At 70.0% G+C, this 24,874-nt stretch carries 23 protein-coding genes; 9 read left to right on the top strand and 14 right to left on the bottom strand.

Annotation, left to right across the window (positions count from 1 at the left end; translation table 11 throughout):
• Positions 1 to 9 precede the first annotated feature (9 nt).
• From AQI94_RS33290 to mhpA, 6 genes are all read right to left on the bottom strand, one after another.
• The gene (locus AQI94_RS33290) at positions 10 to 1,197 is read right to left on the bottom strand and encodes a fumarylacetoacetate hydrolase family protein (protein ID WP_031037904.1); all 1,188 of its coding nucleotides are present in this window, start codon (positions 1,195 to 1,197) and stop codon (positions 10 to 12) included.
• A gap of 312 nt (positions 1,198 to 1,509) precedes the next feature.
• The gene (locus AQI94_RS33285) at positions 1,510 to 1,953 is read right to left on the bottom strand and encodes a hypothetical protein (RefSeq protein ID WP_031037902.1); all 444 of its coding nucleotides are present in this window, start codon (positions 1,951 to 1,953) and stop codon (positions 1,510 to 1,512) included.
• Positions 1,954 to 2,126: 173 nt separating this feature from the next.
• Positions 2,127 to 3,155 (bottom strand): maleylacetate reductase, encoded by a 1,029-nt coding sequence (locus tag AQI94_RS33280; protein WP_051831910.1) that lies wholly within the window; start codon positions 3,153 to 3,155, stop codon positions 2,127 to 2,129.
• A gap of 23 nt (positions 3,156 to 3,178) precedes the next feature.
• Positions 3,179 to 4,042, bottom strand: coding sequence for a dioxygenase family protein (locus tag AQI94_RS33275; RefSeq protein ID WP_031037897.1), 864 nt, complete (start codon positions 4,040 to 4,042; stop codon positions 3,179 to 3,181).
• 9 nt (positions 4,043 to 4,051) lie between these two features.
• Positions 4,052 to 5,140: an alpha/beta hydrolase family protein gene (locus AQI94_RS33270; protein WP_031037895.1), complete on the bottom strand. Its 1,089-nt coding sequence runs from the start codon at positions 5,138 to 5,140 to the stop codon at positions 4,052 to 4,054.
• Positions 5,137 to 6,747 carry a bifunctional 3-(3-hydroxy-phenyl)propionate/3-hydroxycinnamic acid hydroxylase MhpA gene (gene mhpA / locus AQI94_RS33265; protein WP_037941104.1) on the bottom strand — a complete coding sequence of 537 codons (1,611 nt, stop codon included), beginning with the start codon at positions 6,745 to 6,747 and terminating at the stop codon, positions 5,137 to 5,139. Before mhpA ends, AQI94_RS33270 begins: the two co-directional genes overlap by 4 nt.
• A 173-nt stretch (positions 6,748 to 6,920) precedes the next feature.
• On the opposite strand from mhpA, the gene AQI94_RS33260 reads away from it, so the two are divergent.
• Positions 6,921 to 7,568, top strand: a complete 648-nt coding sequence (locus AQI94_RS33260; protein WP_031037890.1) for a TetR/AcrR family transcriptional regulator — start codon at positions 6,921 to 6,923, stop codon at positions 7,566 to 7,568.
• Positions 7,569 to 7,686: 118 nt separating this feature from the next.
• Here AQI94_RS33260 and AQI94_RS33255 read toward each other — a convergent pair whose 3' ends face one another.
• Entirely contained in the window at positions 7,687 to 8,187 is a 501-nt protein-coding gene (locus AQI94_RS33255; RefSeq protein ID WP_225890354.1) for a beta/alpha barrel domain-containing protein, read from the bottom strand.
• Here AQI94_RS33255 and AQI94_RS33250 point away from each other — a divergent pair.
• The 5 genes from AQI94_RS33250 (at position 8,186) to AQI94_RS33230 (ending at position 13,850) form a co-directional block, all read left to right on the top strand.
• Positions 8,186 to 8,839 (top strand): TetR/AcrR family transcriptional regulator, encoded by a 654-nt coding sequence (locus tag AQI94_RS33250; RefSeq protein WP_031037885.1) that lies wholly within the window; start codon positions 8,186 to 8,188, stop codon positions 8,837 to 8,839. The genes AQI94_RS33255 and AQI94_RS33250 overlap by 2 nt on opposite strands.
• A 119-nt stretch (positions 8,840 to 8,958) precedes the next feature.
• On the top strand, positions 8,959 to 9,714 hold the full coding sequence (locus AQI94_RS33245; RefSeq protein WP_031037882.1) for an IclR family transcriptional regulator: 756 nt from the start codon (positions 8,959 to 8,961) through the stop codon (positions 9,712 to 9,714).
• An 81-nt stretch (positions 9,715 to 9,795) separates the two neighbouring features.
• Positions 9,796 to 10,755, top strand: coding sequence for a PDR/VanB family oxidoreductase (locus AQI94_RS33240; RefSeq protein WP_031037880.1), 960 nt, complete (start codon positions 9,796 to 9,798; stop codon positions 10,753 to 10,755).
• A 57-nt stretch (positions 10,756 to 10,812) separates the two neighbouring features.
• On the top strand, positions 10,813 to 12,027 hold the full coding sequence (locus AQI94_RS33235; RefSeq protein WP_031037876.1) for a cytochrome P450: 1,215 nt from the start codon (positions 10,813 to 10,815) through the stop codon (positions 12,025 to 12,027).
• Between the two features lie 602 nt (positions 12,028 to 12,629).
• Entirely contained in the window at positions 12,630 to 13,850 is a 1,221-nt protein-coding gene (locus tag AQI94_RS33230) for an MFS transporter (protein ID WP_031037874.1), read from the top strand.
• A 912-nt stretch (positions 13,851 to 14,762) separates the two neighbouring features.
• Here AQI94_RS33230 and AQI94_RS33225 read toward each other — a convergent pair.
• The 4 genes from AQI94_RS33225 to AQI94_RS33210 form a co-directional block, all read right to left on the bottom strand.
• Positions 14,763 to 16,223: a GH1 family beta-glucosidase gene (locus AQI94_RS33225; protein ID WP_031037870.1), complete on the bottom strand. Its 1,461-nt coding sequence runs from the start codon at positions 16,221 to 16,223 to the stop codon at positions 14,763 to 14,765.
• Positions 16,224 to 16,308: 85 nt separating this feature from the next.
• On the bottom strand, positions 16,309 to 17,250 hold the full coding sequence (locus AQI94_RS33220) for a carbohydrate ABC transporter permease (RefSeq protein ID WP_031037868.1): 942 nt from the start codon (positions 17,248 to 17,250) through the stop codon (positions 16,309 to 16,311).
• Positions 17,251 to 17,263: 13 nt separating this feature from the next.
• Positions 17,264 to 18,235, bottom strand: coding sequence for a carbohydrate ABC transporter permease (locus tag AQI94_RS33215; protein ID WP_031037865.1), 972 nt, complete (start codon positions 18,233 to 18,235; stop codon positions 17,264 to 17,266).
• Between the two features lie 102 nt (positions 18,236 to 18,337).
• A complete protein-coding gene (locus AQI94_RS33210) occupies positions 18,338 to 19,648 on the bottom strand; it encodes an ABC transporter substrate-binding protein (RefSeq protein ID WP_031037862.1) in 1,311 nt (436 codons plus the stop codon).
• 281 nt (positions 19,649 to 19,929) lie between these two features.
• On the opposite strand from AQI94_RS33210, the gene AQI94_RS33205 reads away from it, so the two are divergent.
• Positions 19,930 to 20,946, top strand: a complete 1,017-nt coding sequence (locus AQI94_RS33205) for a LacI family DNA-binding transcriptional regulator (RefSeq protein ID WP_031037858.1) — start codon at positions 19,930 to 19,932, stop codon at positions 20,944 to 20,946.
• 197 nt (positions 20,947 to 21,143) lie between these two features.
• On the opposite strand, the gene AQI94_RS33200 is transcribed toward AQI94_RS33205, so the two are convergent.
• The 3 genes from AQI94_RS33200 to AQI94_RS33190 are packed head-to-tail and all read right to left on the bottom strand — an operon-like array spanning position 21,144 to position 23,139.
• On the bottom strand, positions 21,144 to 21,872 hold the full coding sequence (locus AQI94_RS33200) for a phosphatase PAP2 family protein (RefSeq protein WP_031037856.1): 729 nt from the start codon (positions 21,870 to 21,872) through the stop codon (positions 21,144 to 21,146).
• Positions 21,869 to 22,474 (bottom strand): phosphatase PAP2 family protein, encoded by a 606-nt coding sequence (locus AQI94_RS33195; protein WP_031037853.1) that lies wholly within the window; start codon positions 22,472 to 22,474, stop codon positions 21,869 to 21,871. The genes AQI94_RS33200 and AQI94_RS33195 overlap by 4 nt, the downstream gene beginning before the upstream one ends.
• Positions 22,471 to 23,139, bottom strand: coding sequence for a DedA family protein (locus AQI94_RS33190; protein ID WP_037941102.1), 669 nt, complete (start codon positions 23,137 to 23,139; stop codon positions 22,471 to 22,473). The genes AQI94_RS33195 and AQI94_RS33190 overlap by 4 nt, the downstream gene beginning before the upstream one ends.
• Before the next feature lie 118 nt (positions 23,140 to 23,257).
• Between AQI94_RS33190 and AQI94_RS33185 the strand changes: the two genes are divergently transcribed.
• Together AQI94_RS33185 and AQI94_RS33180 are read left to right on the top strand one after the other, a co-directional pair.
• Positions 23,258 to 23,626, top strand: coding sequence for a BlaI/MecI/CopY family transcriptional regulator (locus AQI94_RS33185; RefSeq protein WP_031037848.1), 369 nt, complete (start codon positions 23,258 to 23,260; stop codon positions 23,624 to 23,626).
• Positions 23,626 to 24,558, top strand: a complete 933-nt coding sequence (locus AQI94_RS33180) for a M56 family metallopeptidase (protein WP_031037845.1) — start codon at positions 23,626 to 23,628, stop codon at positions 24,556 to 24,558. The genes AQI94_RS33185 and AQI94_RS33180 overlap by 1 nt, the downstream gene beginning before the upstream one ends.
• Positions 24,559 to 24,874: the final 316 nt, after the last annotated feature.

The raw sequence follows: 24,874 nt of genomic DNA, 5'->3' as shown, positions 1-24,874 counted from the left end.
GTGGCCGACTCAAAGCAGGCCGCGCCGGGCGAGGTTGCGCATCAGCGCTCCCACGCCGAACGTCCACGGTGTCGCCTGCTCGCTGGTGACGACGGTGTTGACCAGAGTGCCGAGTAGCGGGCTGGAGATCCGCACGATGTCGCCGTACTCGTGGGTGAAGCCCTCACCGGGTGTCCGGCGGTCCTCGGTGGGGGCGAAGAGAGTTCCGGTGAACAGCACGAAGCCGTCGGGGTATTGATGATGCCGACCGTAGGCGGCGCCCACCAGGTCCAGCACGTCACGGCTGATCTCGCGCAGGGAGCTGCTGCCGTGCAGTACGTAACCGTCCATGCCCTCGACACGGAGGTCGATGTCGAGACTGCGTACGGTGTCGAGGTCGAAGCCGTCGTCGAGCAGCCGGATGAACGGGCCGATCGCGCAGGAGGCGTTGTTGTCCTTCGCCCGGGACAGCAGCAGGGCACTGCGCCCCTCGATGTCGCGGAGGTTGACGTCGTTGCCGAGCGTCGCGCCCCGGACCCGGCCGCGCGAGTCGACGACGAGGACGACCTCGGGCTCGGGGTTGTTCCACACCGAGGCGCCGAGCACTCCGACGTCGGCGCCGGTGCCGACCGAGGAGAGGACGGGGGCCTTGGTGAACACCTCCGGGTCGGGCCCGATCCCGACCTCCAGGTACTGCGACCACAGTCCTTCGGAGACGAGCAGTTCCTTGGCCTTGTCCGCTTCCGGTGATCCGGGACGGATGCCGTCGAGCGCGCCGCCCACCAGCTCCTGCACCCGGGCCCGCACCTGCGCGGCCTGTTCCGGACGGCCGCCCGTTCGCTCCTCGATGACGCGTTCCAGCAGGCTCCGGGCGAAGGTGACGCCCGCGGCCTTGATCACTTGGAGGTCGATCGGAGCGAGCAGATGCGGCATGTCACGGCGGCCGCTCGGCGCCCGCGTCAGTTCTTCCAGGCGCCAGGTACGTCGGCCTTCGGCCTCGCGGACGATCGTCACCGCGTCGTCGCGTTCCATGAGGTCGGAGACGGTGGGCGCGATGGCCGTCAGGTCGACGACCTGCTCGCCACGGACCGCGGCCACACACGGTCCGTCGACCTCCGGGTCGTGCACGCGCGCGACGAGCGCCGCTCGGCCGGCGTCCTCCGGCAGAACGGAGGCGGCCGTGAGGACCAGACCGGGGCGCGCTGCTGCCGATTCCACGATCGATGCTCTCCTGAACGCGAGGGGTGTGATCGCCCGGGGCGGGCTCAGGAGGAGCCCCCGGCACCGCGGCCGAGCGAGCACGTGGCTTGTGTGGGTGGAAATGTGGCTCTGGGCGTAGACGTGGCCAGTTTATGCGCGGGCGGTCCGGTGGCCGGTGGCTGGGGGCGAATGCGGAAAGGGGCCGAAGGGCCGGTGGCGGCTCTGTCGAAGCGCTGTAGCGCCAAGGCAGACCCGGCCACGTACGCGGCCACCGTGGTGCAGGCCGCGAAGGACTACAGCTGCCGGGATCGAGCGATCAGCGATCAGCGATCAGCGGTCGGTGATGGTGGTGTCGACCGCGTCCGGGGCCGCCTGATGCCAGTCACCCGAGGCGATGTCGGCGATGATGCGACGCCAGCCATTGGTGCGGTGACCGCGGGTCGGAGCGTTGTCGTCGAGCCAGATCTCGGTGCCCACCGGGAGGGCCTCTGGGCCGCCTCGGCCGCCGATGGCCAGCGTGAACTCCGGGTCGGCGGGGTTGCTGCGGGTGTAGGCGAGGCCGTCCTTCTGCCACGCCTCCAGTCCGAAGGAGGCCAGCGGGGCGATCCACCACGTGCCCGTGTCGGGGCGGCGGAGCAGGAGGCGGTCGCCGGGCACGGGAACGTCGGCGTCATTCACCCGTGACGCCAACTCCCTGATGCGTACAGCGGGTTCGACCTGCAACCCGAGGTTGGTCCGCCGCGAGGCCGTCACGGTGAGCAGGAAGTACGGCACGGCGGGCCTCCGGCGGCGCTGGCAAGCGGCATCTCAGCCGTAGGTGATCACGCCGCGACGAGTCGTTCAATCCACGACGAGTAAAACCTCCGTCGGAGCAGGTGGTCCCCAACGGCTCCTTCGACTCCGTGGGGGCGCTCCTGTCGCTCATTCGAGCTCGGTAGAGCTGCCGGTCACGGTGCGAGCGTCCCCTTCAAAGCGTGCGTGAGCAGCGATCGGAGGGCTTCCGCCGTGACCGGGCGGGGGTTTGCGTAGGGCTGGGCCTGCGCCTGTGTGAGGACCTCGTCCAAGTCCGGTGCGGTGAGGCCGAGTTCGGACAAGGAGCATGGAGCGCCGAGATCGGTGGAGGCTCGTGCGAGGTGGTGGGGTATGTCGTCCGTGGTCAGGGCGCGGCGCAGCGCCTGTTCGGCGGCCGGTGTCGAGGGGAGGTTGAAGGCGGTGACGTAGGGGAGGAGGACGGTGTGGGTAGCGGCGTGGGGCAGGTCGAAGGTGCCGCCGAGGATGTGGCAGAGCTTGTGGTGCAGGGACATGGTGGTCGCGCCCAGGCAGGCCCCGCACAGCCATGCCCCGCGCAGGGCGTCGGTGCGGGCTCCCAGGTCGCCCGGGTCGGCGGCGATGACCGGCAGGGCGGCGGCCAGCGAGCGTACGCCCTCCTCGGCCATCATGGACACGATCGGCGAGGTGTCGGGCGCGTAGAGGGCTTCCACGGCATGGGCGATGGCGTTGAAGCCGCTGGTGATCGACACGTGCGCGGGGAGCCCGACGGTGAGTTCGGGGTCGTAGACCACGCTGCGCGGCAGCACGGCCGGGTCACGGCCGGTTCGTTTGCGCCCGTTCTCGGTCAGTCCCCACACGGGTGTCATCTCCGAGCCGGCGTAGGTCGTCGGCACACTGATCACGGGCAGGCCGGTGGTCAGGGCGATCGCTTTTCCGAGGCCGACGGTCGATCCGCCCCCGATGGCCACGCAGCCGTCCGCGTCGGCGTCGCGCGCGGTTGCCCGGGCCGCCTCGGCCACCTGCGTCGGTACGTGCATCCGGGCCTCGGTGAACATTCCGGCACACGTGTCGCCCAGCAGGGTGGCGGCCTGTTCGGCCAGGGACCGCTGACCGGGGGTGGACAGCACCAGCAGCCGTCGTAGCCCCAACCGGTCCGCTTCCTCGCGCAGTTGGCGGAGGCTTCCGGCGCCGAAGGCCACCCGCATGGGCTGGGCCTCGTAGGTGAAGTTCACTGCGGGGTCTCCGGCTCCAGCACGATGTCGAACCTGGCGTGCGCGAAGGGTGCGCTCACGCCGTAGCGCTGGGCGTCCTGTTCGTCGCCCGACTCGGTGAACTCGGTGATCAGGGCGCTTTTGACGGCGAAGACGGCATCGGAGTCGATGTAGGGGCTGTCGGCGACGAACACATGCGTGGTGACCGGACGGTGGCCCTCGGCATGCGCGATGAAGTGGATGTGGGCGGGGCGGTAGGGGTGGCGGCCGGTTGCCTTGAGGAGGTCGCCTACAGGGCCGTCGGTGGGGATGGGGTAGTGGGAGGGGACCACGGTACGGAACCAGAAGCGGCCTTCGCCGTCGGTGCGGAACAGTCCGCGTCCGTTGCCCGGCGGCTGGACGTCGGGCTGCTGGACGTCGTAGAAGCCGTCCTCGTCGCACTGCCACACGTCGAGTTCGGTGTCCGGCAGCGGGGTGCCGTCGGTGGCGAGCGCTCGGCCGGAGACCACACACGGGCGGTTGCCGCCCAACAGGTCGATGGAGGCGCCGAGTTCGCGGCTGGGGGACTGGGTCATGTGGAAGGGGCCGAGGACCGTGCTCTCGGTGCCCTCCTCCGAGCCGTTCAGGGTCTCGACGAGCATGGACACGCCCAGGATGTCGGACAGCAGGACGAACTCCTGACGGGTGTCGTCGCACTTCTGGCCTACGGCGGTGAGGAAGCCGATGGCCTCCTCCCACTCCTTCAGCGTGGGTTCGATGTCCCGGACGAAGTCGTGGAGGTGGTGGGTCAGGCTCTCCATGACCTGCCGCAGCCGCGGGTTCCCGGTCTGCTGGAAGCTCTCCATCACCGCGTCGGTGGCGGTCTCGACGGTGAAGTCCACTGGGCGTTCCTAACCTTTCGGGGTGCTGTGGCGGCGGGCGAGCCGGTCGGTGAACCAGTCACCGGTGAGCGCGTCGCGCTCGGCCGCGTGGTTGTAGAGGGTGTGCTCGCCGTCGGCCCAGACACGGAGGGCGGACGTCGGATGGTCGGCGGCGCGCAGGAAGGGTTCCTGGTCCGCGTAGCGGGCGAGCGGGTCGAGGCCGCCGTGCAGCAGGAGCAGCGGACAGGTGATGCGGTGCTTGTCCGGGTCGAAGCGCAGCGCGTCCATGACCTCGGCCACCCGGTCCGGATCGTCGGTGCCGACCACGGCGGCCATCTGCTCGCGCGCGGTGCGGAACTCGGGGACGGCCGGTACCGCCGGAGCGCCGTTGACGACCACCGCGGCCACGCGCGGATCGGCGGCGGCGAGGTGAGCGGCGAAGAGACCGCCGAAGCTGATGCCCTGGATGCCGATGGGGCCACGCAGGCGGGTGTCGGCCTCGGCGAAGTCGACGAAGCGAGCGAATCCCTCCGTGACCTGCTCGTCGACGTACAGCCCGTGACGCAGCCTCGACTCGCCCTGGCCGGGCCCTTCCGCGAGTACGCAGGCCAGACCGCGCGCGGTGTACGCCCGGGCCACGGGCAGGTAGGCCGCTCCCCAGCCGCTGAGCCCGCCCCACACGATCACCGTGGCCCTGGGTGCTCCCGAGGCCGGCAGGCACAGCCAGCCGGTGAGTGTCCCGGCACGGTGAGGGATCTCGACGCGCTCCAAGTCCGGTGCGAGCGCGGCGGTCACCGCGGTATGCCGGGTGTACAGCTCGCGTTTTTCGTCGGTGTCGCTCTGGCACGCCATCTGCGCGAACATCAGGGCGGCCGAGGCGAAGCGGTACGCCTGTCGGGCGGTGACGAGGTGGCCCTCGTCCCGCGCACGCCCGGCTCGCGACAGCTGTTCGTCCGCGAGGGCCGCCGCGGCCTCCTGCCACGGCGTTCCGGTCGCGGTGTCGGTGAGCAGGCGGCGGGCGTCGGCGGGGTCCATGCCGCAGTCGGTGAGCCGGGTGAAGGGCATGGCCCGGTGCTGGGCGGCGACCAGCGGGGACACCTCAGGCTTCGCGCTCGTCATACGGCCGCCCCCGCCACCCCGGCTGCCCCTGCCGCCTTGGCCGCTCCCACCCTCCCGGCCGCTCCCCCCGCCCCGGCCAGCGCGGCGTCGAGGTCGTCCACGAGCCTGCCGAGGTCGGCGCTGTCGGTCGCGGCTCCGAACAGCACGAAGTCCGGGCGGGCCAAGTAGGCGACGGCTCCCAGCAGTTGGAGGTACTCGCGGTGCCGTCCGTCGAGGTCGTCGACGCGGTCGAGAGCGACCACGGCGCAGCCCAGGCTCTCCAGGCGGGCGAGCCGCCCCGGACCGAGGGCGGCGGTCGGGTCCTCCGCGGCGACCAGGGTGAAGCCGTATCCGGTCAGGTCGTCGAAACGCCCCGTGCGCCCGTCGGGCAGGCGGATGCGGCCCTGCGGGGTGAGGGTGCCGGCCGGCGCGCCCGCCCCCTGCCGCAGCACTCCCTCCCCGAGAGGCGGGAAGGGCGGCGGTGGGGGCACCTCGCCTGCGAAGAACGCCGCGTCCCGGGCGGCCGCGGCCTCGGCGTCGTGTGTGTTGGCGACCTCGCCGAGGCCGATCGCCGCGTGGGTGAGGGCGGTGACGTGGGGGCGGCGCTCGCTCTCATAGGTGTCGAGCAGTGTGTCCGGGGCCTGCCCGGCGAGCACGAGGTGGAGCTTCCAGGCGAGATTGGTGGCGTCGCGGACACCACTGCACGCGCCCTGCCCCAGGTACGGAGGCATGGTGTGGGCGGCGTCACCGGTCAGGAAGACGCGGCCGGTCCGCCACCGGGTGGCGATGCGGGCCTCGAAGCCGTACACCAGCTGGCGCGTGATGCGCAGGTCGTCCGGCCCCAGGCCGTGGTGCTCTCCCAGGAGTCGCCAGGCGGCCTCCGGCGCGGTCATCTCCTCGCGTGTCTCACTCGGCAGCAGGGCGAACTCGAAACGCTGGCGCGTGGTGCCGATGTTGATGGTCATGTGCCCGCGTGCCGGGTCGCAGTACTGGGTGCCGTGGGCGAACTCCGGCGGCTGGGGGCGCAGCCACTCGGTGTCCACGTTCATCCACAGTTCGTTGAAGCCGAAGTCCTGACGCTGGACGCCGAGCAGTTCGCGCACCTTGCTGCGGCTCCCGTCCGCGGCGATGACGTAACGCGCCCGGACCTGCTCGTGCGGACCGTCCGCGCGGCACTCGTCGGCGTTCCAGCCGCCCAGGCTCAGGGTGACGCCGTCGTCGTCCTGGTCGAGGCCGGTGACCGCCCAGCCCTGACGGACGTCGACCGTGCCGTAGCCGCGCAGGCGCTTGTCGATCGCGTTCTCGACGTCCGGCTGGTACATGGAGATGTGGGACGGGTAGCCCATCGGCCCGTCGGGGTGGGCCGGGATGGTCACCAGCGTTTCACCCTTGCCGTTGACCCATACGTAGTCGCACATCGACGAGTCGCGCAGGGCTTCGTCGGCATCGCCGGCCGCCTGGATGGTACGGGCGGTCTCGTCGTCGATGTGGGTCAGCCGGGGGAGGCCGTAGAGGGCGGGCCAGCGTTCGACCACCACCACGCTGTGGCCGAGCCGGCCCAGCAGGGACGCGGCGGTCAGGCCGGTCGGTCCGTAGCCGACGACGGCGATGTCGTAGAGCGGGGTCATGAGTACCTCCGGAGCCGCTCCCGCGCCATTGCGAGGGGTGAGGCAAGGAAGAAGGGGCGGGCGCGACCATGCCCGCCGGAGTCCATATGTGAAGTCGAATTCACATCTAATGTGAGTCGAGATTCACATGGTGGCATCATGGAAGTCAAGAGGCGGGTGGATAAAATGCGCAGGTGACCGAACCCGCCGCCGCCCGACCCGCCGCCCTCCAGGAACGCAGCCGCCGTTCGCAGCAGGACATCCTGGAAGCCGGGTACGCCCTGCTCGAAGAGGGTGGCGCGGACGCGCTCACCGTGGCCGCCGTCGCGGACCGGGCGGGCATGGCCGTCGGCAGCATCTACCGCAGGTTCGGCGATAAGGAAGGGCTGTTGCTGGCCATCCAGCACGCCTTCACCGAGAACCTCCAGGCCGAGATCGCCGAGCGCATGGCCGTCGAGCGCCTACGCCTCCTGCGCGATCCGGCGGTGGCGATCGCCGAGGCGGTCGGCGCGATCACCGACGCCTTCCAGGCGCACGAGGCCCTGCTGCGCGTCTTCCTGCTGCTCGGCACCCGGCACGAAGCGGTACGGGCCGAAGGCTCCCGGGTCAGCGTCGAGGGCAACCGCCACTTCGCCGAGGCGCTGCGCCACACGCCGATCGCCCATCAGGACCCGGCGGCGGCGCTGGACTTCGCCTTCCGCATGACCTACGCCATGATCGCCCACCGCATCACCCAGGGCGAGTTCCTGGAGTCGGGCCGACCGCTGTCGTGGAGCGAACTGCGCAGTCACCTCCAGACGGCGGTCGTCTCCTACCTCCTCGGCACTCCCGCGGGCCGCTGACCTCTTGATGCGCGGGCTCATTGTGAGCGCGTGCTCGGCGTCGACGTGAGCGCGTGTTCACATTACGTCACCGTCCCGGCCGACGGTGTCCTGCTGCCCTTCATCTCGTACGGCGGCCTCACGCCGGGTTGCGGCCGATGAAGAACTCGCGGAACGGGTCCATGCTCGGTGCGAGACCGGCGTCGACGCGGCCCTTGTGCAGGGCGTTCATCTGGGCGTCGTGAATGCGCTGGGTGGGCATGCGCAGCGGTCCGCCGTTGTAGCCCTGGAGCCAGCCCTGGAACTTCCATGCCTGGCGGTTGATGAACGCGCCTCCGTTGAGAGCCGGGGCGAGCACCGCCTTGATCTTGCGGGCCGGGTGGAGCTGCCAGTAGATCTCGGCCGCGTCGTCGTACTTGCCCTGGCGCAGGAGCTGAAAGACGCGCGGGATCATCTCGCCCTCGATGGGCATCGAGATGACGACCTCCTCACCGAAGTGACGGTGGCACTCGACGACGCTCTGGATGCTGGGGAAGCCGCCCTCGGCCTTGATGGCGACGATGTTGGGGCAGTCGTCGAGCAGACGCCGGATCAGACGTACGGGGATGTCGGACGGGTGGATGCGGGGGCGTGAGGTCATGGGCGAGGACACCGCGCAGGCGGCCGACCTGGAGATCCGGCCGCCCAAGCAACGCCGCAGTCGCGAGGCGTGGAACCGGGTGCTCGACGCCGGGGTGTCGATCCTGGAGGACGGCGGGTACGAGGCGTTCACCATCGCGGCCGTGTGCGAGCGGGCCGAAGTCGCGCCGCCGGCCATCTACGCCCGCACCACCAGCAAGGAAGCCCTTTTCCTCGCCGTGTACGAACACGGCATGCAGCGCCTGCGCGTGGATCAGCGGGTCTTCTCCGACGACAGCCGACGGGCGGGCCTGTCCGCGGCCGGACTCGTCCGTGAGGCAGTGGCCGAAACGGGCCGCGCGTTCCTGCGCCACGAACGGTTCCTGCGGGCCGTGGTGCTGACCACCGCCTCACATCCGGAAGTCCGGCGCCGAGGCTCCCGGTACAGCCAGGACCCCGGGAACAGTTTCGCCGGGGTGGTCCTTCGGGCGGCGGACGCCATCACACTTCCCGACGCCGAGACCGCGGTCCGCTCCTGCTTCAGCACCGTCTTCGCCGCGTCGGTCATCCGGGTCGCCTACGGGCCGGGACTCGCCAGGCCGGCACCTGTCGAGGACGACGTGTTCATCGCCGACCTGGCAGAGACGGCGGTGCGCTACCTGCTGTCCTCCTGACAGCGCTGGGCCCGGACCTCGGGCGTTGCCACGGGGTACGGCAGCCGCAGGCGAATCGGCCGCCGTACCCCATGGATCTGCGCTGTCAGGGGGCCGATGATGGTGCCGGGAGGGCATCCATGGGCGAGTCGGTCCTGTCGCGGGCGGTGCGGATCTTCGAGGCGTTCACGCCGGACGAGCCGGCTCTCACCGTCTCCGAGATCTCCCGGCGCACGGGGCTGCACTTGGCGACTGCTTCGCGGCTGGTCGCCGAGCTGGTCTCGCACGGGTTCCTGGCGCGGGACGCCGACCGCCGAGTACGGATCGGTGTACGTCTGTGGGAGCTCGGGACCAGGGCCTCGCCCACCCTGTCGCTGCGGGACGCGGCGATGCCGTTCATGGAGGGCGTCCACGAAGTGGTGGGGCATCACGTCCAGATCGGTGTGCTGGAGGGCGACGAGGTGCTCTTCCTGGAACGGCTCACGGCACCGGGGGCGATCATCAACTACACCCGCATCGCGGGCCGGCTGCCCTTGCACGTGTCCTCCAGCGGCCTGGTACTGCTGGCCCACGGGCCCGCCGATCTGCGGGAACGCGTGCTCGCCGGGCCCCTGCGCGGGTTCACGCCGCACACCATCACCACGGCCGCCGCCCTGCGCTCCACCCTGGCCGGCGTCCGGAAACAGGGATACGCGTACTGCCCCGGCTACTTCCACGAGGACGCCCTCGGGATCGCGGCCCCGGTCCGTGACGGCCGGGGAGCAGTGGTGGCCGCGCTGTCGGTGATCGTCCCCAACGACTCCAGGGCCGCCTCCGTCGTGCCCGTGGCGCAAACCGCGGCGCGCGGCCTCTCCCGGGTTCTGGCGGCTCGGGGCGCCCGCGGGCTGCCCGGCTGAAGGATCCACACTTTCCCCTCTCATTGGATGAGAGTGCCGTCGCGTCTCCTGGATGCCCGGGCGCATTCTTCCTGCAACCCAATGACGGGAGGCGACAGAGTGGTCGTGACGCTGGAGATCTCCGCCAAGGAGACCGTGGCCGAGGGCGTGACCGCGGTGACCTTCGTCCATCCGACGGGCGCGCGGCTGCCGGACTGGACACCCGGTTCCCACATCGAACTGGTTCTGCCCGAGGGGACGGTCCGGCACTACTCGCTGTGCGGGAACCGCTGGGACCCCTACACGTACCGGATCGCCGTACTGCGCGAGCAGCAGGGCAGGGGCGGCTCCGCGTACGTGCACGACGTGCTGTGCGCGGGCGACCGGGTCGGCGTCGGCGGGCCGCGCAACCACTTCCCGCTCGTGCCGTCGGACACGTACCTGTTCGTCGCGGGAGGCATCGGCATCACCCCGCTGCTGCCGATGATCCACCAGGCGGAACTGCTCGGCGCTGACTGGCAGTTGCTGTACGGCGGACGTAACCGGGACTCCATGGCCTTCGCCGCGGAGCTGTCGGCCGCCCATGACGAGCGGGTGCACATCGCCCCGCAGGACGAGCACGGACTGCTCGACCTCGCCTTCTGGCTCGGCACCCCGCGAACGGACACCAAGGTCTACTGCTGCGGCCCGGCCCCGCTGCTCGCCGCCGTGGAGGCCACCTGCGCCGACTGGCCGCCGTACGCGCTGCACACCGAGCGGTTCACCGCCGCCGAACAGGCCGTACCGGTGCGGGACACCCCCTTCGAGGTCGAGCTGCGGCGCACCGGACGCACGGTCACCGTCACCCCGGACGTCTCGGTCCTGGAGGCCGTGCGCCGAGCCGGGGCGGAGGTGCTCTCCTCCTGTGAACAGGGCACCTGCGGCACCTGCCTCACCCCGGTCCTGGAGGGGCGCCCCGACCATCGGGACTCGGTCCTCGCCGATCACCAAAGGGCCGCGAACGACAGCATGTTCCTGTGCGTGTCCCGCTCCTGCGGCGACCGCCTCGTGCTCGACCTCTGAGACCCCCAAGCCTCTGCAACGTCCGCCCCCTGTACGCGACCGTGCCCAGGAGCCGCCATGTCCGCAACCGCCCAGCACGCACCGGCAGTGCCCGTCTGCGACGCCGATCCCTTCTCGCCCGCCGTCCTCGAACAGCCGGAAGAACTCCACCACGTGCTGCGGACCGCCGGGCCCGTGGTCTACCTCTCCCGCTACGACGTGCACGCCCTGGCCCGCCACCAGGAGGTGCACGCCGCCCTGGTGGACTGGCAGCACTGCGAGTCGGGGGCCGGGGTGGGGCTGGTCAACTTCCGGCACGAGAAGCCGTGGCGCCCGCCGAGCCTGCTCCTGGAGGCCGATCCGCCCCGGCACGACGCCCCGCGCCGGGTGCTGCAAGAGATCCTCGCCCCGCCCGCACTGCGGCGCCTGCGCGGGACCTGGCACGCGGCGGCCGAGGAGACGGTCGACCGAGTGCTGAGCCAGGGAACGGAGTTCGACGCCTTCACCCGGCTGGCGAGTGCCTTTCCGCTGCGGGTCTTCCCCGATGCGGTGGGCCTCGGGCCCGACGGCCGGGAGAACCTCCTGCCGTACGGCAACATGGCCTTCAATTCCTTCGGACCCGTCAACGACCTGGTGAAGGCTGACGAGCACCGGGTGGCCGAGCTGTCGGCCTGGGTCAGCGCCAACTGCGCCCGCGAGGCCCTGACCGAGGACGGATTCGGGGCGCGGATCTGGGCCGCCGCCGACCGCGGCGACCTCACGCACGAGCAGGCACCGCTGGTGGTTCGCTCGCTGCTCACGGCCGGAGTCGACACCACGGTGCACGGACTGGCGGCCTGTCTGTACGCGTTCGCCACCCACCCCGAGCAGTGGCAACGGCTACGGGAGCGGCCCGAGTCGGCGCGGGTCGCGTTCGACGAGGCGGTCCGCTGGCAGTCCCCGGTGCAGACCTTCTTCCGCACCGCCACCACCGACGTGACCATCGCCGACACCGTCATCCCCGAAGGCATGAAGATCCTCATGTTCCTCGGCGCCGCAAACCGCGACCCCGCCCACTGGACCGACCCGGACCGCTTCGACCTCGCCCGCGACCCGTCCGGGCACGTCGGCTTCGGCATGGGCATCCACCAGTGCGTCGGCCAGCACGTCGCCCGACTGGAGGCCGAAGCCCTGCTGACCGCCTTGGCCCGCCGTATCGACCGAATCGAGCTCACCGGCGCACCGCGCCGCCACCCCAACAACACCCTGCGCTCCTGGGAGTCCCTGCCCGTGCGCGTGCATCGGGCCGCTTGAGCGACTGTGAAGACGGGATGCCGCCTCACGCGGCCGGGGGACTCCGCAACGATCTCCCTGCGCGGCAGGGATGGACTATCCCGCCATCCCTTTGTGCCGAACCACGGTTCTCTATCTGGGGGGCGAGGTCGGCAAGACCGCCGAGCCCCTGGAAGTGCCGTGGGGCACTTCGGCGGTCAACACCTTGAACGCCCGACCGCCGGGCGGCGGCGCTCTCGTGGCTGGGCTCTCCGCGGCAGCGAGCCTTGCCGCGAGTCCTCTTGGCCTTGACCGGACGGCGGCGAGCGGCGATGCCCAGGTCCTCGCGACGTATGCCTCGACACCGTTCTGGCCCGCCTCTCGCACGGCCGGGCCCGCGCCCTCCTCGGCGAGCACACCCACTTCAAGCCGTCCCAGAGGCGATATCGGAGTTGAATAGTCCGCTCGCACCTGGCGTCAGCCGCCGGTGAATGTGCAGTGCTGCCGAGACCGAGCGATCCGCGTCCGCGTCTCTCACGGCTCGATGCGGGCCGTGGTGGGCCGTGGTGGGGACTCAGGCACTTGCTATAATCGGCCAGTTGGCCTTCGGCGCCCCAAGTTGGGTGCGCGCGAAGGCTTTTTTCATGCCTTCCGACACATCTGCCTACGGCACCCCTCCCACCACCTACCGCGACCTGCTCCGCAACCGTGAATTCGTCGGCCTGTACGCCAGCTTCACATTGTCGGTCGCCGCGAGCACCTTGTCGGGCTTCGCGCTCGGCACGCTGGTCAACCAGCAGACCAAGTCCCCGTTCCTGACCGCTGTGAGCATGTACGGCGCCACCTTCGCGACGGTACTCGGTGCGCTGACACTGATGTCGGTCGCGGACGGAAGCCGTCCTCGCCGGACCCTCGTCGCGCTCCAGTACGTCTCGCTCGTAGGGGTCGGCGCCCAGGCGGTTCCGGGGCTGCCGCTCGCCGCCCGGTTCGGTCTGCTCCTTGTACTGGGGTTCTTCCAGTCCCTGGGAACGGGCGCACGGATGGGGCTGCTCGCCGAGGTGGTGCCGACCTCCACCTACGCACTGGCACGTTCGCTGATGAACATCACCTCGGGAGGCATGTCCGTCCTCGGCTACGCCATCGGCGCCGTACTGCTGCGGTACCTGAGCCCGCAGGAGGTCTTCACCGTCGCGACAGCCCTGACCGGCGGTGGATTGATCATCGTTGCGGTGACCGTCAGGGAGCGTTCGATCCGTCTGACCCGTCGCCCTGGACTGCGCCAGACCTGGACGACGAACATCGAGCTCTTCTCCCACTCCGGCCAGCGTGCGCTGCTGCTGAACCTGTGGGTCCCCAACGGTCTCATCGTCGGCTGCGAGGCCCTGTTCATCTCCTACGCCCCCCATCACGCCGGCGTCTTCCTGGCCGCCGGATCAGCGGGCATGCTCCTCGGTGACCTCGCGGTCGGGCGGCTGTTCATCGCCGAGCAGCGTTGCCGCTACGCCTTCGCCCTGCGACTGCTGCTCGCCACCCCCTACCTGCTGTTCGCCGTCCACCCGCCCGTTCTGGTGGCGACAGCCGCGGTGTTCGTCGCCAGTGTCGGATTCGCCGCCACCCTGCCACTTCAGGAGCAGCTTTTGGAGCTGACTGCTGATCCGGTTCGTGGCCAGGTCCAGGGAGTTGAGTCCGCCGGCCGGATGACGTGGCAAGGTATCGGAGCCGCGATCGCCGGCAGCCTTGCCCAGCACTTCACTCCTGGCACGGCCATCACCTTCGTGGCCGTCGTCTCCATCGCCATCACCGTCTTCTCCCGGCCCTTCGTGGTCCACGCCCGAGCCGTACGCGTCCAGGCGGCCGGCGCATAGGGCTCCCACGACGGGGTGAGCGGCGGGTCCGCAGGCCGCTGGGCAGGTCGGGGACCTGGCGGAGTACCGGCCAGCACGTTGAGGACCAGACCGAGGGCCCCGATCTGGCCTCCATGGATCAGTGGCAGCGCCGACTCCGAACTTCCGAATACCGCCGGGGCAACGCGAAATGATCCCGATCGGATAGTCCCCTGGGCAGCCGAACCGCTTCGCGAGGACCATCTCGACCTTCTCACCTCGATTCCACGATCACTCTGCCTGTCCGCAAACGGCCCGGGAAAGGTACTGCTCTGCCATGCCACCCCTCGTGATGGCGAGGGGGGTCGTCCTGGTCGACTCCCGCTTCGACCGCTGAGAGGAAGTCGTTGACGGACTCGATGCCGACACGGGCACCGTGGTCCGCGGCCACACCCATCTCCAAGCCACGGGATTCTTCATCGAGTACGGCTGGGGGGCCTGGAGATCGACGACCTCGAACGCCGCTCTCCGCACAACCTCAACCTGCGCAAGGGCAAGCGGCCCGAATTGTGGGGTCACAAGTTCCGCTCCCAGCCGAACGAGACGGTGCGTCCCTACCAGCCGTAACCGTTCATGACAGCGAGGCGCCGGCGGGGCCGCCATCCGGGACGAGCGGTTCGGACAGCCGTGGGGGCCGGTGGTTCGGCACCAGCGGCCCCCACGGATCGGGTCGTTGTCCTCCGTGCGGCCCGCCTCCACCTGCGCGCACACCTCCTGACACCGGGCGCGCGATGCAAGGACGCGGCGCAGCCAGTGCTCCGGGTGCGGGGACCGAGGGCGCGCTCCCTCCGAATCAGGTGCAGGTCCGGTCCGACCGTGAAGCCGTCGCCCTGGACCGGCGGTCAGCCATCGGGTGCAGCGAGCTCATCGGGCGCCCATCCGGCCTCCCCGCGTTCACCGGCTTCGACCGCTCCCCTCCGGCAGAGTGCCGGTGCGGGCCACGTCGGCGTACCACCGCGCGCTGGCCTTGGGGATGCGCTTGCCGGTCGGGTAGTCGACGTAGACGGCACCGAAACGCTTGCTGTAGCCGTATCCCCACTCGAAGTTGTCGAGCAGGGACCACAGGAAGTAGCCCCGGACGTCGACGCCGTCCGCGATGGCCCGGTGCACGGCGGACAGGTGGCCGCGGAGGTAGTCGATGCGTTCGGGGTCGGACACCTCGCCCTCCGGGTTCACGTAGTCGTCGAACGCGGCTCCGTTCTCGGTGATCACGAGAGGCATCGCGGGGAAGTCCGCCTTGAGACGCGTCAGCAGGTCGTACAGACCGCTGGGGTCGACCGCCCAGCCCATCGCGGTGGTGTTGCCCGGCGGCCGGTGAAAGGCGACGTTGTCGGCGCCCGGCCAGGGGCTGTGCTCGCTCGCGCCGTGGCCGTCGGAACCGTGGCCGGCCTCGCCGGTCGCGGCGGAGACGAGCGTCGGCGTGTAGTAGTTGACGCCCAGGAAGTCCAGCGGTTGGTGGATGGTGGCGGTGTCGCCGTCCCGTACGAAGGACCAGTCGGTCAGGTTCGCCGTGTCCTGCAGGAGGTCCTGGGGGTATGCGCCTTCCAGCATTGGGCCGGTGAAGACGCGGTTGGCCAGCGCGTCGATCCGCCGGGCCGCGTTCAGGTCCTCGGCTGTCTCGGTCAACGCGCGGACGTGATGAATGTTGAGGGTGACGGACGCCCGCGCGTAGGCGGGCAGTTCGGCGCGCAACGCCTGAACGGCCTTGCCGTGGGCGAGGTTGAGATGGTGCGCCGCCCGAAGGGCCGCGACCGGGTCGGTGCGCCCGGGCGCGTGGACACCTGAGCCGTATCCGAGGAAGGCGCTGCACCAGGGCTCGTTGAGGGTGATCCAGGTCTTCACCCGGTCTCCCAGGGCGTGAGCCGCCAGGGCCGCGTAGTCGGCGAACCGGTCGGAGGTGGCGCGCTCCGGCCAGCCGCCGACGTCCTCCAACTCCTGCGGCAGGTCCCAGTGGTACAGCGTGACGACCGGTTCGATGCCCTTTTCCAGCAGCGCGTCGGTCAGGGCCCGATAGAAGTCGAGCCCCTTTTCGACGGCCGGGCCGCGGCCGGTCGGCTGCACGCGCGACCACGACAGGGAGAACCGATAGGCGCTCACGCCGAGGTCGGCCATGATCTCGACGTCCTCGCGCCAGCGGTGGTAGTGGTCGGTGGCGACGTCACCGGTGTCGCCGTTGCGCACCCTGCCGGGCGTGTGCGCGTAGGTGTCCCAGATCGACGGCGTGCGTCCGTCCGTGGCGGCGGCACCCTCGATCTGGTACGCGGCGGTCGCAGTGCCCCAGGTAAATCCCCGCGGAAATCTGCGGACGGTGATGGTCTGCGGGGCGGGCGCGACGCGTCGGGTTACGGTGCTCACGTGGGTCCTTCCTGGTGACTTGCGGGGCGGGAGAGGCGAAGGGGTGTGGGGCCGTCGAGGGGGCGCGGGGGAGACGGCACGGCATTCACCCCTTGACCGCCCCCTGCATGATTCCGCCGACGATCTGACGGCCGAAGACGACGAAGAGGGCGAGCAGAGGCAGCGTGCCGAGCAGCGCGCCCGCCATGATCAGCGATTGGTCGCGCACGTATCCCGCGCTGAGCTGGGTGAGGGCGACCGGCACCGTCGGATTGGTCATGTCGAGCACGATGAAGGGCCAGAAGAAGTCGTTCCAGGCGTGCACGAACGTGATCATGAACAGCACGGCCATGGGAGGCCGGGCGATCGGCAGCACGATGCTCCAGAAGATGCGCAGCGAGTGCGCACCGTCCACCCGCCCGGCCTCGACGAGTTCGTCGGGCAGCGCTTCGGCGAGGTACTGCCGCATGAAGAACACGCCGACGGCACTGACGAGCGTGGGGAAGATGACGGCGGGCAGCTTCTGGCCCCAGCCCAGTTCCGTCATCATCATGAACAGCGGTACGACGCCCAGTTGCGGCGGCACCATCATCGTGCCGATCACCAGCATCAGCAGGATGTTGCGGCCCTTGAAGCGGAGTTTGGCGAACGCGAACCCGGCGAGGGTGGCGAACAGCACCGTGGACAGGGCGATCGCGCCGGCCACGATGAGGCTGTTGAGCATGGCCTTGCCCAGCGCGGCGTCCTGCCAGGCCTTGCCGAGGTTGTCCAGGAGATGCGGTCCCGGCAGGAAGGGCGGGGGAGTCTGGGTGACGCGCGTGTTGTCGGTCGATGCCGCCACCATCGTCCAGTACAGCGGGAACAGGGAGACCAGCGCCGCGAGCCCCAGCAGGATGTAGGCGACGGGGCCCGCGTGGTGCTGACGTCCGGCACCCGGGTGCCGGAACAGCCGGCGGCGCCGTTCTCCGGGCGGGGTGGCCTTGCGGGTCTTGCGCACGGTCCCGGGGCCTGCGTCCGTCGCCCGGACCGGGATGCTGTCTGTGGTCATGGAGATCTCCCGGTCAGGTCCGGCGCGTGAGGACGCGCTGGACGATTCGTTGGACGACGAACACGAGAATGAGCAGCAGGAACATCGCCCAGGCGACGGTGGCGGCGCGGCCCATCTGGTAGTTCTTCCAGCCCTCCTCGTACAGCAGCAGACCCAGCGTCTGGTACTGGTTGTCGGCTCCCCCCGTGACGCCGTTCGGGCCCTGGCCGAAGATCAGGGGCTCACCGAAGAGCTGTGTGGCGCCGATCGTGGACAGGACGATGGTGAACACGATGGTGGAACGGATGCCGGGAACGGTGACCTTCAGGAACTGCTGCCACCGCGAGGCGCCGTCGATGGCCGCGGCCTCGTAGCGGTCGCGCGGGATCGCCTGCATCGCCGCGAGGTAGAGCAGCGCGTTGTAGCCGGTCCAGCGCCAGATCACGATGGAGGAAATGGCGCTCTGGGCCGCCCACTTGTTGTTCTCCCAGTCGATGTTGTCGACACCGACGAGACTCAGCATCCAGTTGATCATGCCGAAGTCACGTTCGAAGAGCATCGTGAACACGAGGGCCGCGGCACCCACCGACGTGGCGTACGGCGTCAGGGCGGCGACGCGGAAGAACGTGGAGCCGCGCAGCTGGTAGTTGAGCAGGTGCGCCAGCCCGAGCGCCATCAGCAGCTGGGGCACGGTCGACAGCACGCCGATGGTGAAGGTGTTGAACAGCGCGTTCCAGAACCGGTCGTCGTTCCACAGCGCCGTGTAGTTGTCGAAGCCGACCCACTCCATGAGGTTCAGCGTCGACAGTTCGACGCGGTGCAGCGAGATCCACGAGGTGTAGACGAGCGGGTAGAAGCTGAAGGCGGCGAACACGATGAAGAACGGGGCGACGAAGGCGTACGGCGCACCCCGGACGTCGAGGCGGTGCAGCAGCGTACGGCGCCGCTGATGCTCCGCGGCGATGTCGGTCGCACCGTCTGGGGGTGTCGAGGTGGAGATGGCCACCGGAAGGCGTCCTTCCTGGAGGGATGGAGAGGGCGGGCGGTGCCCGGCGACCCGTAGGGGCGGTGCGTGGGGCGCCGGGCGGTGGCGGGCAGGGGCCTCAGGTCAGCCGGCGGCCTTCTTGATGCGCTCGTCCGTGGTCTTCCACGCCTCGTTCGGGCTCTTGTGCTGTGCCTCGATCAAGGTCAGGCCCTGCGAGAAGATGTCCTTGATGGTGCCGTCCTTGCGGCCGAGCACCTGCTCGTCGGGGATCTCCTGGGCCGCGGCGCCGAAGATCTTCCCGATGGGGGCGCCACTGAAGTAGTCCGACTTGGCATCGACGACTTCGGGCATCTTCAACGCGGTCTGCGACGAGGGGAAGTTGCCGATCTTCTCGAAGAGGTAGGCCTGCTGCTCGGGGGCGGTCAGCCAGGCGACGAGGTCCTGCGCCTCCTTCTTGACGGGGCTCTTCTCCATCACGCCGAGGAACGATCCGCCCCAGTTGGCGCCCTTGGGTGCCTTGGCGACGTCCCACTTGCCCTTGTTCTTGGGTCCCGCCTTCTCGCTGATGTGCGCGAGCATCCACGCCGGGCAGACGGTGCTGGCGAAGGTGCTGTTGGCCAGTCCGGGGTCCCAACCGGGCTGGAACTGGCGGAGCTTGGCGGTCAGGTCGGAGGTGGCCGCTTCGGAGGCCAGCTTCCACGCGTCCTTCACGACGGGGTTGGTGGCGTAGATCAGCTTGCCCTGCTTGTCGTAGAACTGCTGGGAGTTGCCGTAGATCATGGCGTTGAACAGTCCGCTGGAGCTGTCCATGAAGGCGACCTGGTCGTCCTTCGAGTTCTGCTTGAACCGCTTGCCCGCGTCGACGTACTTCGACCAGTCGCCCTCCCACAGCTTGGCGACCTCGTCGCGGTCGGTGGGCAGGCCGGCCTGTTCGAAGAGGTCCCTGCGGTAGCAGACCGCCATGGGGCCGATGTCGGTGCCGAGGCCGATGACCTTCTTGTCGGTGGTGGTGACCTGGCTCTGCTTCCACGGAAGGAAGTGGTCCGTCCCGGCCACGCCGGCCAGGTCGACGAACTTGTCCTTCTGGGTGTCGGACAGTTCCTTGGCCCTACCAATTTCTATGCCCTGGATGTCCTTGAGTCCGCTGCCTGCGGCCAAGTGGGTCTGCAGGGCGGTGTAGTAGGTCTGTTCGTCGCCCGCGACGTCCGCCTTGATGACGACGTCGGGGTGTTCCTTCATGTACTTGTCGAGCAGACCGGTCTCCTTGAAGCCCATGACGCCGAAGAGCCCCATGGTGATGGTGACCTTGCCGTCCTTCTTGCCCCCACCGGTTCCCCCGTCACTGCCTCCGCAGCCCACGACCAGACCCAGTGCCGACGCGGCCGAAACGGCGGCCACGACCCTCGTACGCAACTTCCTTCGGAACTTGTCCATTTCGTCCTCCTAGCGGCGGCGCTGACGCACCGGAGTTCGAGCCCACAGCTCGCCCGAAGGGGAGATTTGTCCGGTGGGCACGTTCCCAATCGATGGTGGGAACGTGCCCACCCAGGAGCCCGCAGCCTCGCCGCCACGTAAGGCCTCTGTCAAGAAGTTGAATCCACTTCGTTGCCGAAAGATGTCGCGGGCCCGCACCGGGACCCGGAAGCCACTCTCCTCAGGTCTGGCACAATGCGCAGGTGAAAGCCGTCTGGGCATCGCCGAGCGAGGGAGGCGTCATGGGGGACAGGCAGCGTCCGACCATCATCACCGTGGCCGCGCGCGCCGGTGTCGGACGCACCACGGTTTCACGAGTCATCAACGGCTCCGAACTCGTCAGCGAGAAGGCGAGGGCCGCCGTGCTCGCCGCCATCGCCGAGCTGAACTACGTCCCGAACTCGGTCGCCCGCGGGCTCAAGACGAGCCGGACGAACTCCGTGGCCCTGGTGATCCCCGAGTCGGAGAGCAGACTGGGCGCGGAGCCCTACTTCTCGGCGGTCATCCGCGGTGTCAGCACCGCTCTCGCGGAGACCCGTACGCAACTCCAACTGGTACTGGTGCGCGACCAGGCCGAGCGGGACCAACTCACCCAGTCCGTCGCGGAACGGCGTGTCGACGGCGTGCTCCTGGTCTCGGTGCACGAGCACGACCCGCTGCCGGGGTTGCTGGAGGACATGGGGCTGCCCACGGTGCTCGCCGGACGCCGTTCCTCCGACGAGTCGCTCAGTCACGTGCACTCCGACAACGCCGGCGGGGCCGAGGCGGCCGTCACCCACCTCCTCGCGCGGGGGCGGCGCACCGTCGCCACCATCAGCGGGCCACTCGACATGGACGTGGCGCGCAGCAGGCTCCAGGGCTGGCGCGAGGCGCTCGAAAGGGCGGGCCACCGGGCCACGGACCGGCTCGTGACCTCGGCCGACTTCACCGAGGAGGGCGGCGCGGCGGCGATGCGTTCACTCCTTGAACGGGTTCCCGAGCTCGACGCCTTGTTCGTCGCCTCGGACGTCATGGCGGCGGGGGCTCTGGCGGAGTTGCGCAGGCAGGGGAGGGGGGTCCCCGACGACGTGGCCGTGGTCGGATTCGACGACTCCATCATCGCCCGGCACACCAATCCGCCCCTCACCACCGTGCGTCAGCCGGTCGAGGAGATCGGCGCGATGATCGCCCAGATCCTTCTGGAGGAGATCGGCGATCCCGAGAGGCCGCGCCGGCGCGTCACGCTTCCCACAGAGCTCGTCGTACGCGACTCGTCGTGAGTCGACGAGGGGGTGTTGGTGAGGGCCCTTCCCGAGTGTACGGATCGTCGGGCTGCTCTGTCCGGTCAGAGTGTGCCGGCGCCGCCGGCGTTACGCACTCGGGGAACTGCGTCGCGATTGCGGGGGCTCCGCTCAGCTCCACCCTCTGCCGCAACTGGTAGTCGAAGTCCTCGTCGCGCAGGCCGCGCAACAGGATGTCACGCGGGCCGTGATCGTCCTCGACGACCAGGGACTTGTGGCGCATGGTCTTCCGGCGGCTCTTGATCGGGGTGCGTCGTACCTGCGATGAACCCCCTGGGCAGCAACCAGGTAGCGCCGCACAGGCACATCCCGAGCCAGCCGGTGGCGAAGAGCCAGCCGCCGACGACGTCGGTGAACCAATGCACCCCGAGGTAGACACGGGTCAGCCCGACCAGCGCGCCCCAGCAGCCGAAGACGAGAGCGAGCACCGTCCTGCCGCGGGGGGCGCGGAAGTACACGGCGATGACGAGCAGTCCTGCGGTGAGGGCGGCCGTGGAGGCGTGGCCTGAGGGGAAGGCCCACCCCGAGGCGTGCGTGGACCACTCCGCGCGGGAGGGGCGGGGCCGGGCGACGAACTCCATCACGCCGTAGCGAACCGCCTGCCCGGCACCGAGGCAGCCGAGACAGAGAGCGGCGGTGACGGCCCGTCGACGCAGGGTGCGCCCGGCGATGATCCCCGCAAGCGCGCAGAGGACGTACGGGATGACGCCGGTTCCCGTGGCGGTCAGCCCGCGCGCCAGCGCAACCACCACATCCGGGCGATGGCCGACGGACCAGGACAGCAGGTCCTCGTCCCCGTACAGCGGCTTTCCGTTGCCGATCACGGTCATGGTCAGTACGCCGAACGCCGTCCACGCGCCCAGGCCGACGCTGCCGGCCAGGTCGCCGAGGTCGCCGCGCCTCATGACGCCAGGACCAGTGGGCGCAGCCGTGTGCCGGTTATCCGCCGGACCAGGGGGTCCGAACGGCGGCGCACGGCGGTCATCCCGAGCGCCGCCACGAGGGCTCCCACGACGACTCCGGCGGCGACATCGTGCGGGTAATGTGCGCCGACCCAGACCCGCGAGACCGCCATCGCGCAGGCGGCCACGGCCGCGACTGCACCGAGCCGCCGGGACACGAAGAGCAGGGCCACCGCGGCCGCGGCGGCGATGGCCGCGTGGTTGCTGGGGAAGGACCAGTCACCCGGCGCCGGACACGCCTCCAGGGTGGCCACGTGAAGGCTCTGACAAGGCCGATCCTCGCGCACCAGCAGCTTGACGGCGGCATCGACCGCGTACGCCGCTCCGACGGTCACCGGCACGGCCAGTGCGACGAGCGCGGTCGTGGCGCTCACCCGCCGTGCCCGCCACCAGACCACGGCCATCAGGACGGCGAACACCGCCAGACCGTACGTCGACCAGGCCGACACCGTGTCGTCCAGCCAGCCGGGCGAGCGGTGAGCGAGATTGACCACGTCCGTGTAGGCGGATCCGTCGATCGACGAGCCGTCGAGGGCGAGGATCATCCGTGTGCCTCCTTCGCCTTGGCCGCGCGCCGGGAGCGGTACAGCTCGGCGGCGAGCGGAACCAACGACACGGCCACGATCACGGCGACCAGGGGCAGCAGATAGCGGTCCACGCTGGGGATGGAGGAGCCCAGCGCGTATCCACCCAGCACCAGTCCCAGACTCCACACGAGACCGCCGACGACCTGCCAGACGGTGAAGGTCCGCGCCGGAACTCCCAGCGCGCCCGCCATCGGATTGAGCACTGTGCGTACCACTGGCACGAACCGGGCCAGGACGATCGCCTTCGCATGCCCGTACCGCTCCAACAGCTCCTCGGCCCTGGCCGCACCTTCATGCAGGCGGACCGAGCGGTTGCGCGCCAGGAGCGCCCCGCCCGCCTTCCGGCCGAGCAGGTAGCCGCACTGCGCACCGGCAAGGGCACCCACGGCCGCGGCCACCAGCAGTGGGGCGAGCGACAGCTTCACCCCATGCTGGCCGCTCCCCGTGCACAGCAGCCCCGCGGTGAACAGCAGCGAGTCGCCGGGCAGGAAGAAACCGATCAGCAGCCCGGTCTCCGCGAACAGCACCGCGCCGACCCCCAGCACACCGAAGGCGGCCAGCAGGGACTGCGCGCTCAGGACGTTCACCGCGAGCTGGGACGCTGTGAACAAGGGTGCGGTCATGGACCCGGGCCCTCTCATACTGGATGTGCGGGCGGCGCGCGAAGACGCCGCCCGGATGACTACAATTCTGTAGACGGTCTACTCAACTGTAGACGAAGATGGGGTGAAGATCGTTCCCATGACCGACGCGAAGGACGAACGCCGTCCGGCCGGCGAGCTGGAAGCAGCCGTCATGGCCGCCCTGTGGGCCGCCGACGCGGCTCTGACTCCAGGAGAGGTGCAGTCCGAACTCGCCGCCGACCTGGCCCGCACCACGGTGACCACGATCCTGTCGCGCCTGCACGACAAGGGTGTTGTCGACCGCCGCCAACAGGGGCGCGGCTACGCCTACTACCCCGTGCAGGACGCACAAGGGCTCACCGCGCGGCGCATGCACACCGAACTCGACCGTGACGGTGACCGGGAGACCGTCCTGGCCCGCTTCGTCGCCCAGCTCAATCCGGACGACGAACAGCTTCTGCGTCAACTGCTGGAGGCCGACGATTGATGACGACCCTGCTGCTGATCCCGCTCCTGCTGCCCTGCGCGATGCCGCTGCTCGCCCGGCGAGCCCTCGACCGGCTGGCCCCCGTCACCGCTCTGTGGACGCTCACCGCCGCAGCCCTGGTGCTGGCGGGTGCCTGTGTGGCCGCCCTGGGCTCCCTCGTGCTGACCGGACTGCTCAAGCTGCCGGCGTTCGCGTCGCTCGGTGAACTCGTGCACCCCTTGCGCACGCCGTCCGGCTACCTGGTCCTGCCCGTGGCCGCGATCGCCACCGGACTGCTCACCATCGGCGCCGGGACCCTCGCCCGCTCGGCCCTGCGCCAGACGCGTGCCTTCCGCACCGCCCGTGCCGAGGCCGACCGGCAGCCTCCCGCGGGTGACCTGTGCGTGGTCGACTCGCCCGAGCCGGACGCGTACGCCCTGCCTGGGCGCCCGCACCGAATCGTCGTCACCACCGCCATGCTGCGCAGTCTCGGTCCGGACGAGCGAGAGGCGCTCTTCGCCCACGAGCGGGCCCACAACCGGGGCGGGCACCACTACTTCCTGGCCGCCGCCGAACTCGCCGCCCACTGCCATCCCGCACTGCGTCCGGCCCGCGCCGCCATCCGGCTGGCCGCGGAACGTGCCGCCGACGAGTCCGCCGCCACTGCCGTGGGTGATCGCCGCCTGCTGGCCCGCGCCATCGCCCGTGCCGCCCTCGCCGGCCAGGCCGCGCGCTCCAACCGTCCGGACTTCGCTCCGGCCGCGACCACCGGCCCGGTTCCCCGGCGCGTGGCGGCGCTCCTCGCCGCTCCCGCGGGACACGCCCGGTGGTCGGTGTGCTGGGCCGCCCTCCTCCTCGCTGCCTGTGCCGTCCTGTCCGCCACCGCCGCGACGACCGGCGCAATCGCCTTCCACCATGACGTCGAGGTCGCCCAGGGCGAAGAGCCCCGCTGATCGCTTCCCGTACCCCGCTGTGGCGTCATTCTGATGACGGGTTGTGCTCCGTCCGACCCGGCGCACCCCCGCCCTCCAAGTCCCAGAACCCTGTGCCCGCGCGCATACGAGGGTGTCGGACCGGCTGGGGTCCGGTGGGTGGAGGCGCAGGTTCCGCTGCTTCACCGGGCCCCAGCCATGAGGCCGGGTTCCCGGGAAAGTGGAGTCACACCGTTGGTCCGGAGAAACATCGTGGTCCAAGACATGTCTGGGGGCCCCGGATGTTTCCGGGGCCCCCAGACATACTGCTGCTTGGTGGGCTATCGGTTATGGGCTA

This window comes from Streptomyces pseudovenezuelae, from assembly GCF_001513955.1.
Classification (GTDB): Bacteria; Actinomycetota; Actinomycetes; order Streptomycetales; family Streptomycetaceae; genus Streptomyces; species Streptomyces pseudovenezuelae.
The sequence above is the reverse complement of the archived record's forward strand: the minus strand, read 5'-3'. Positions and strand labels throughout refer to the sequence as shown.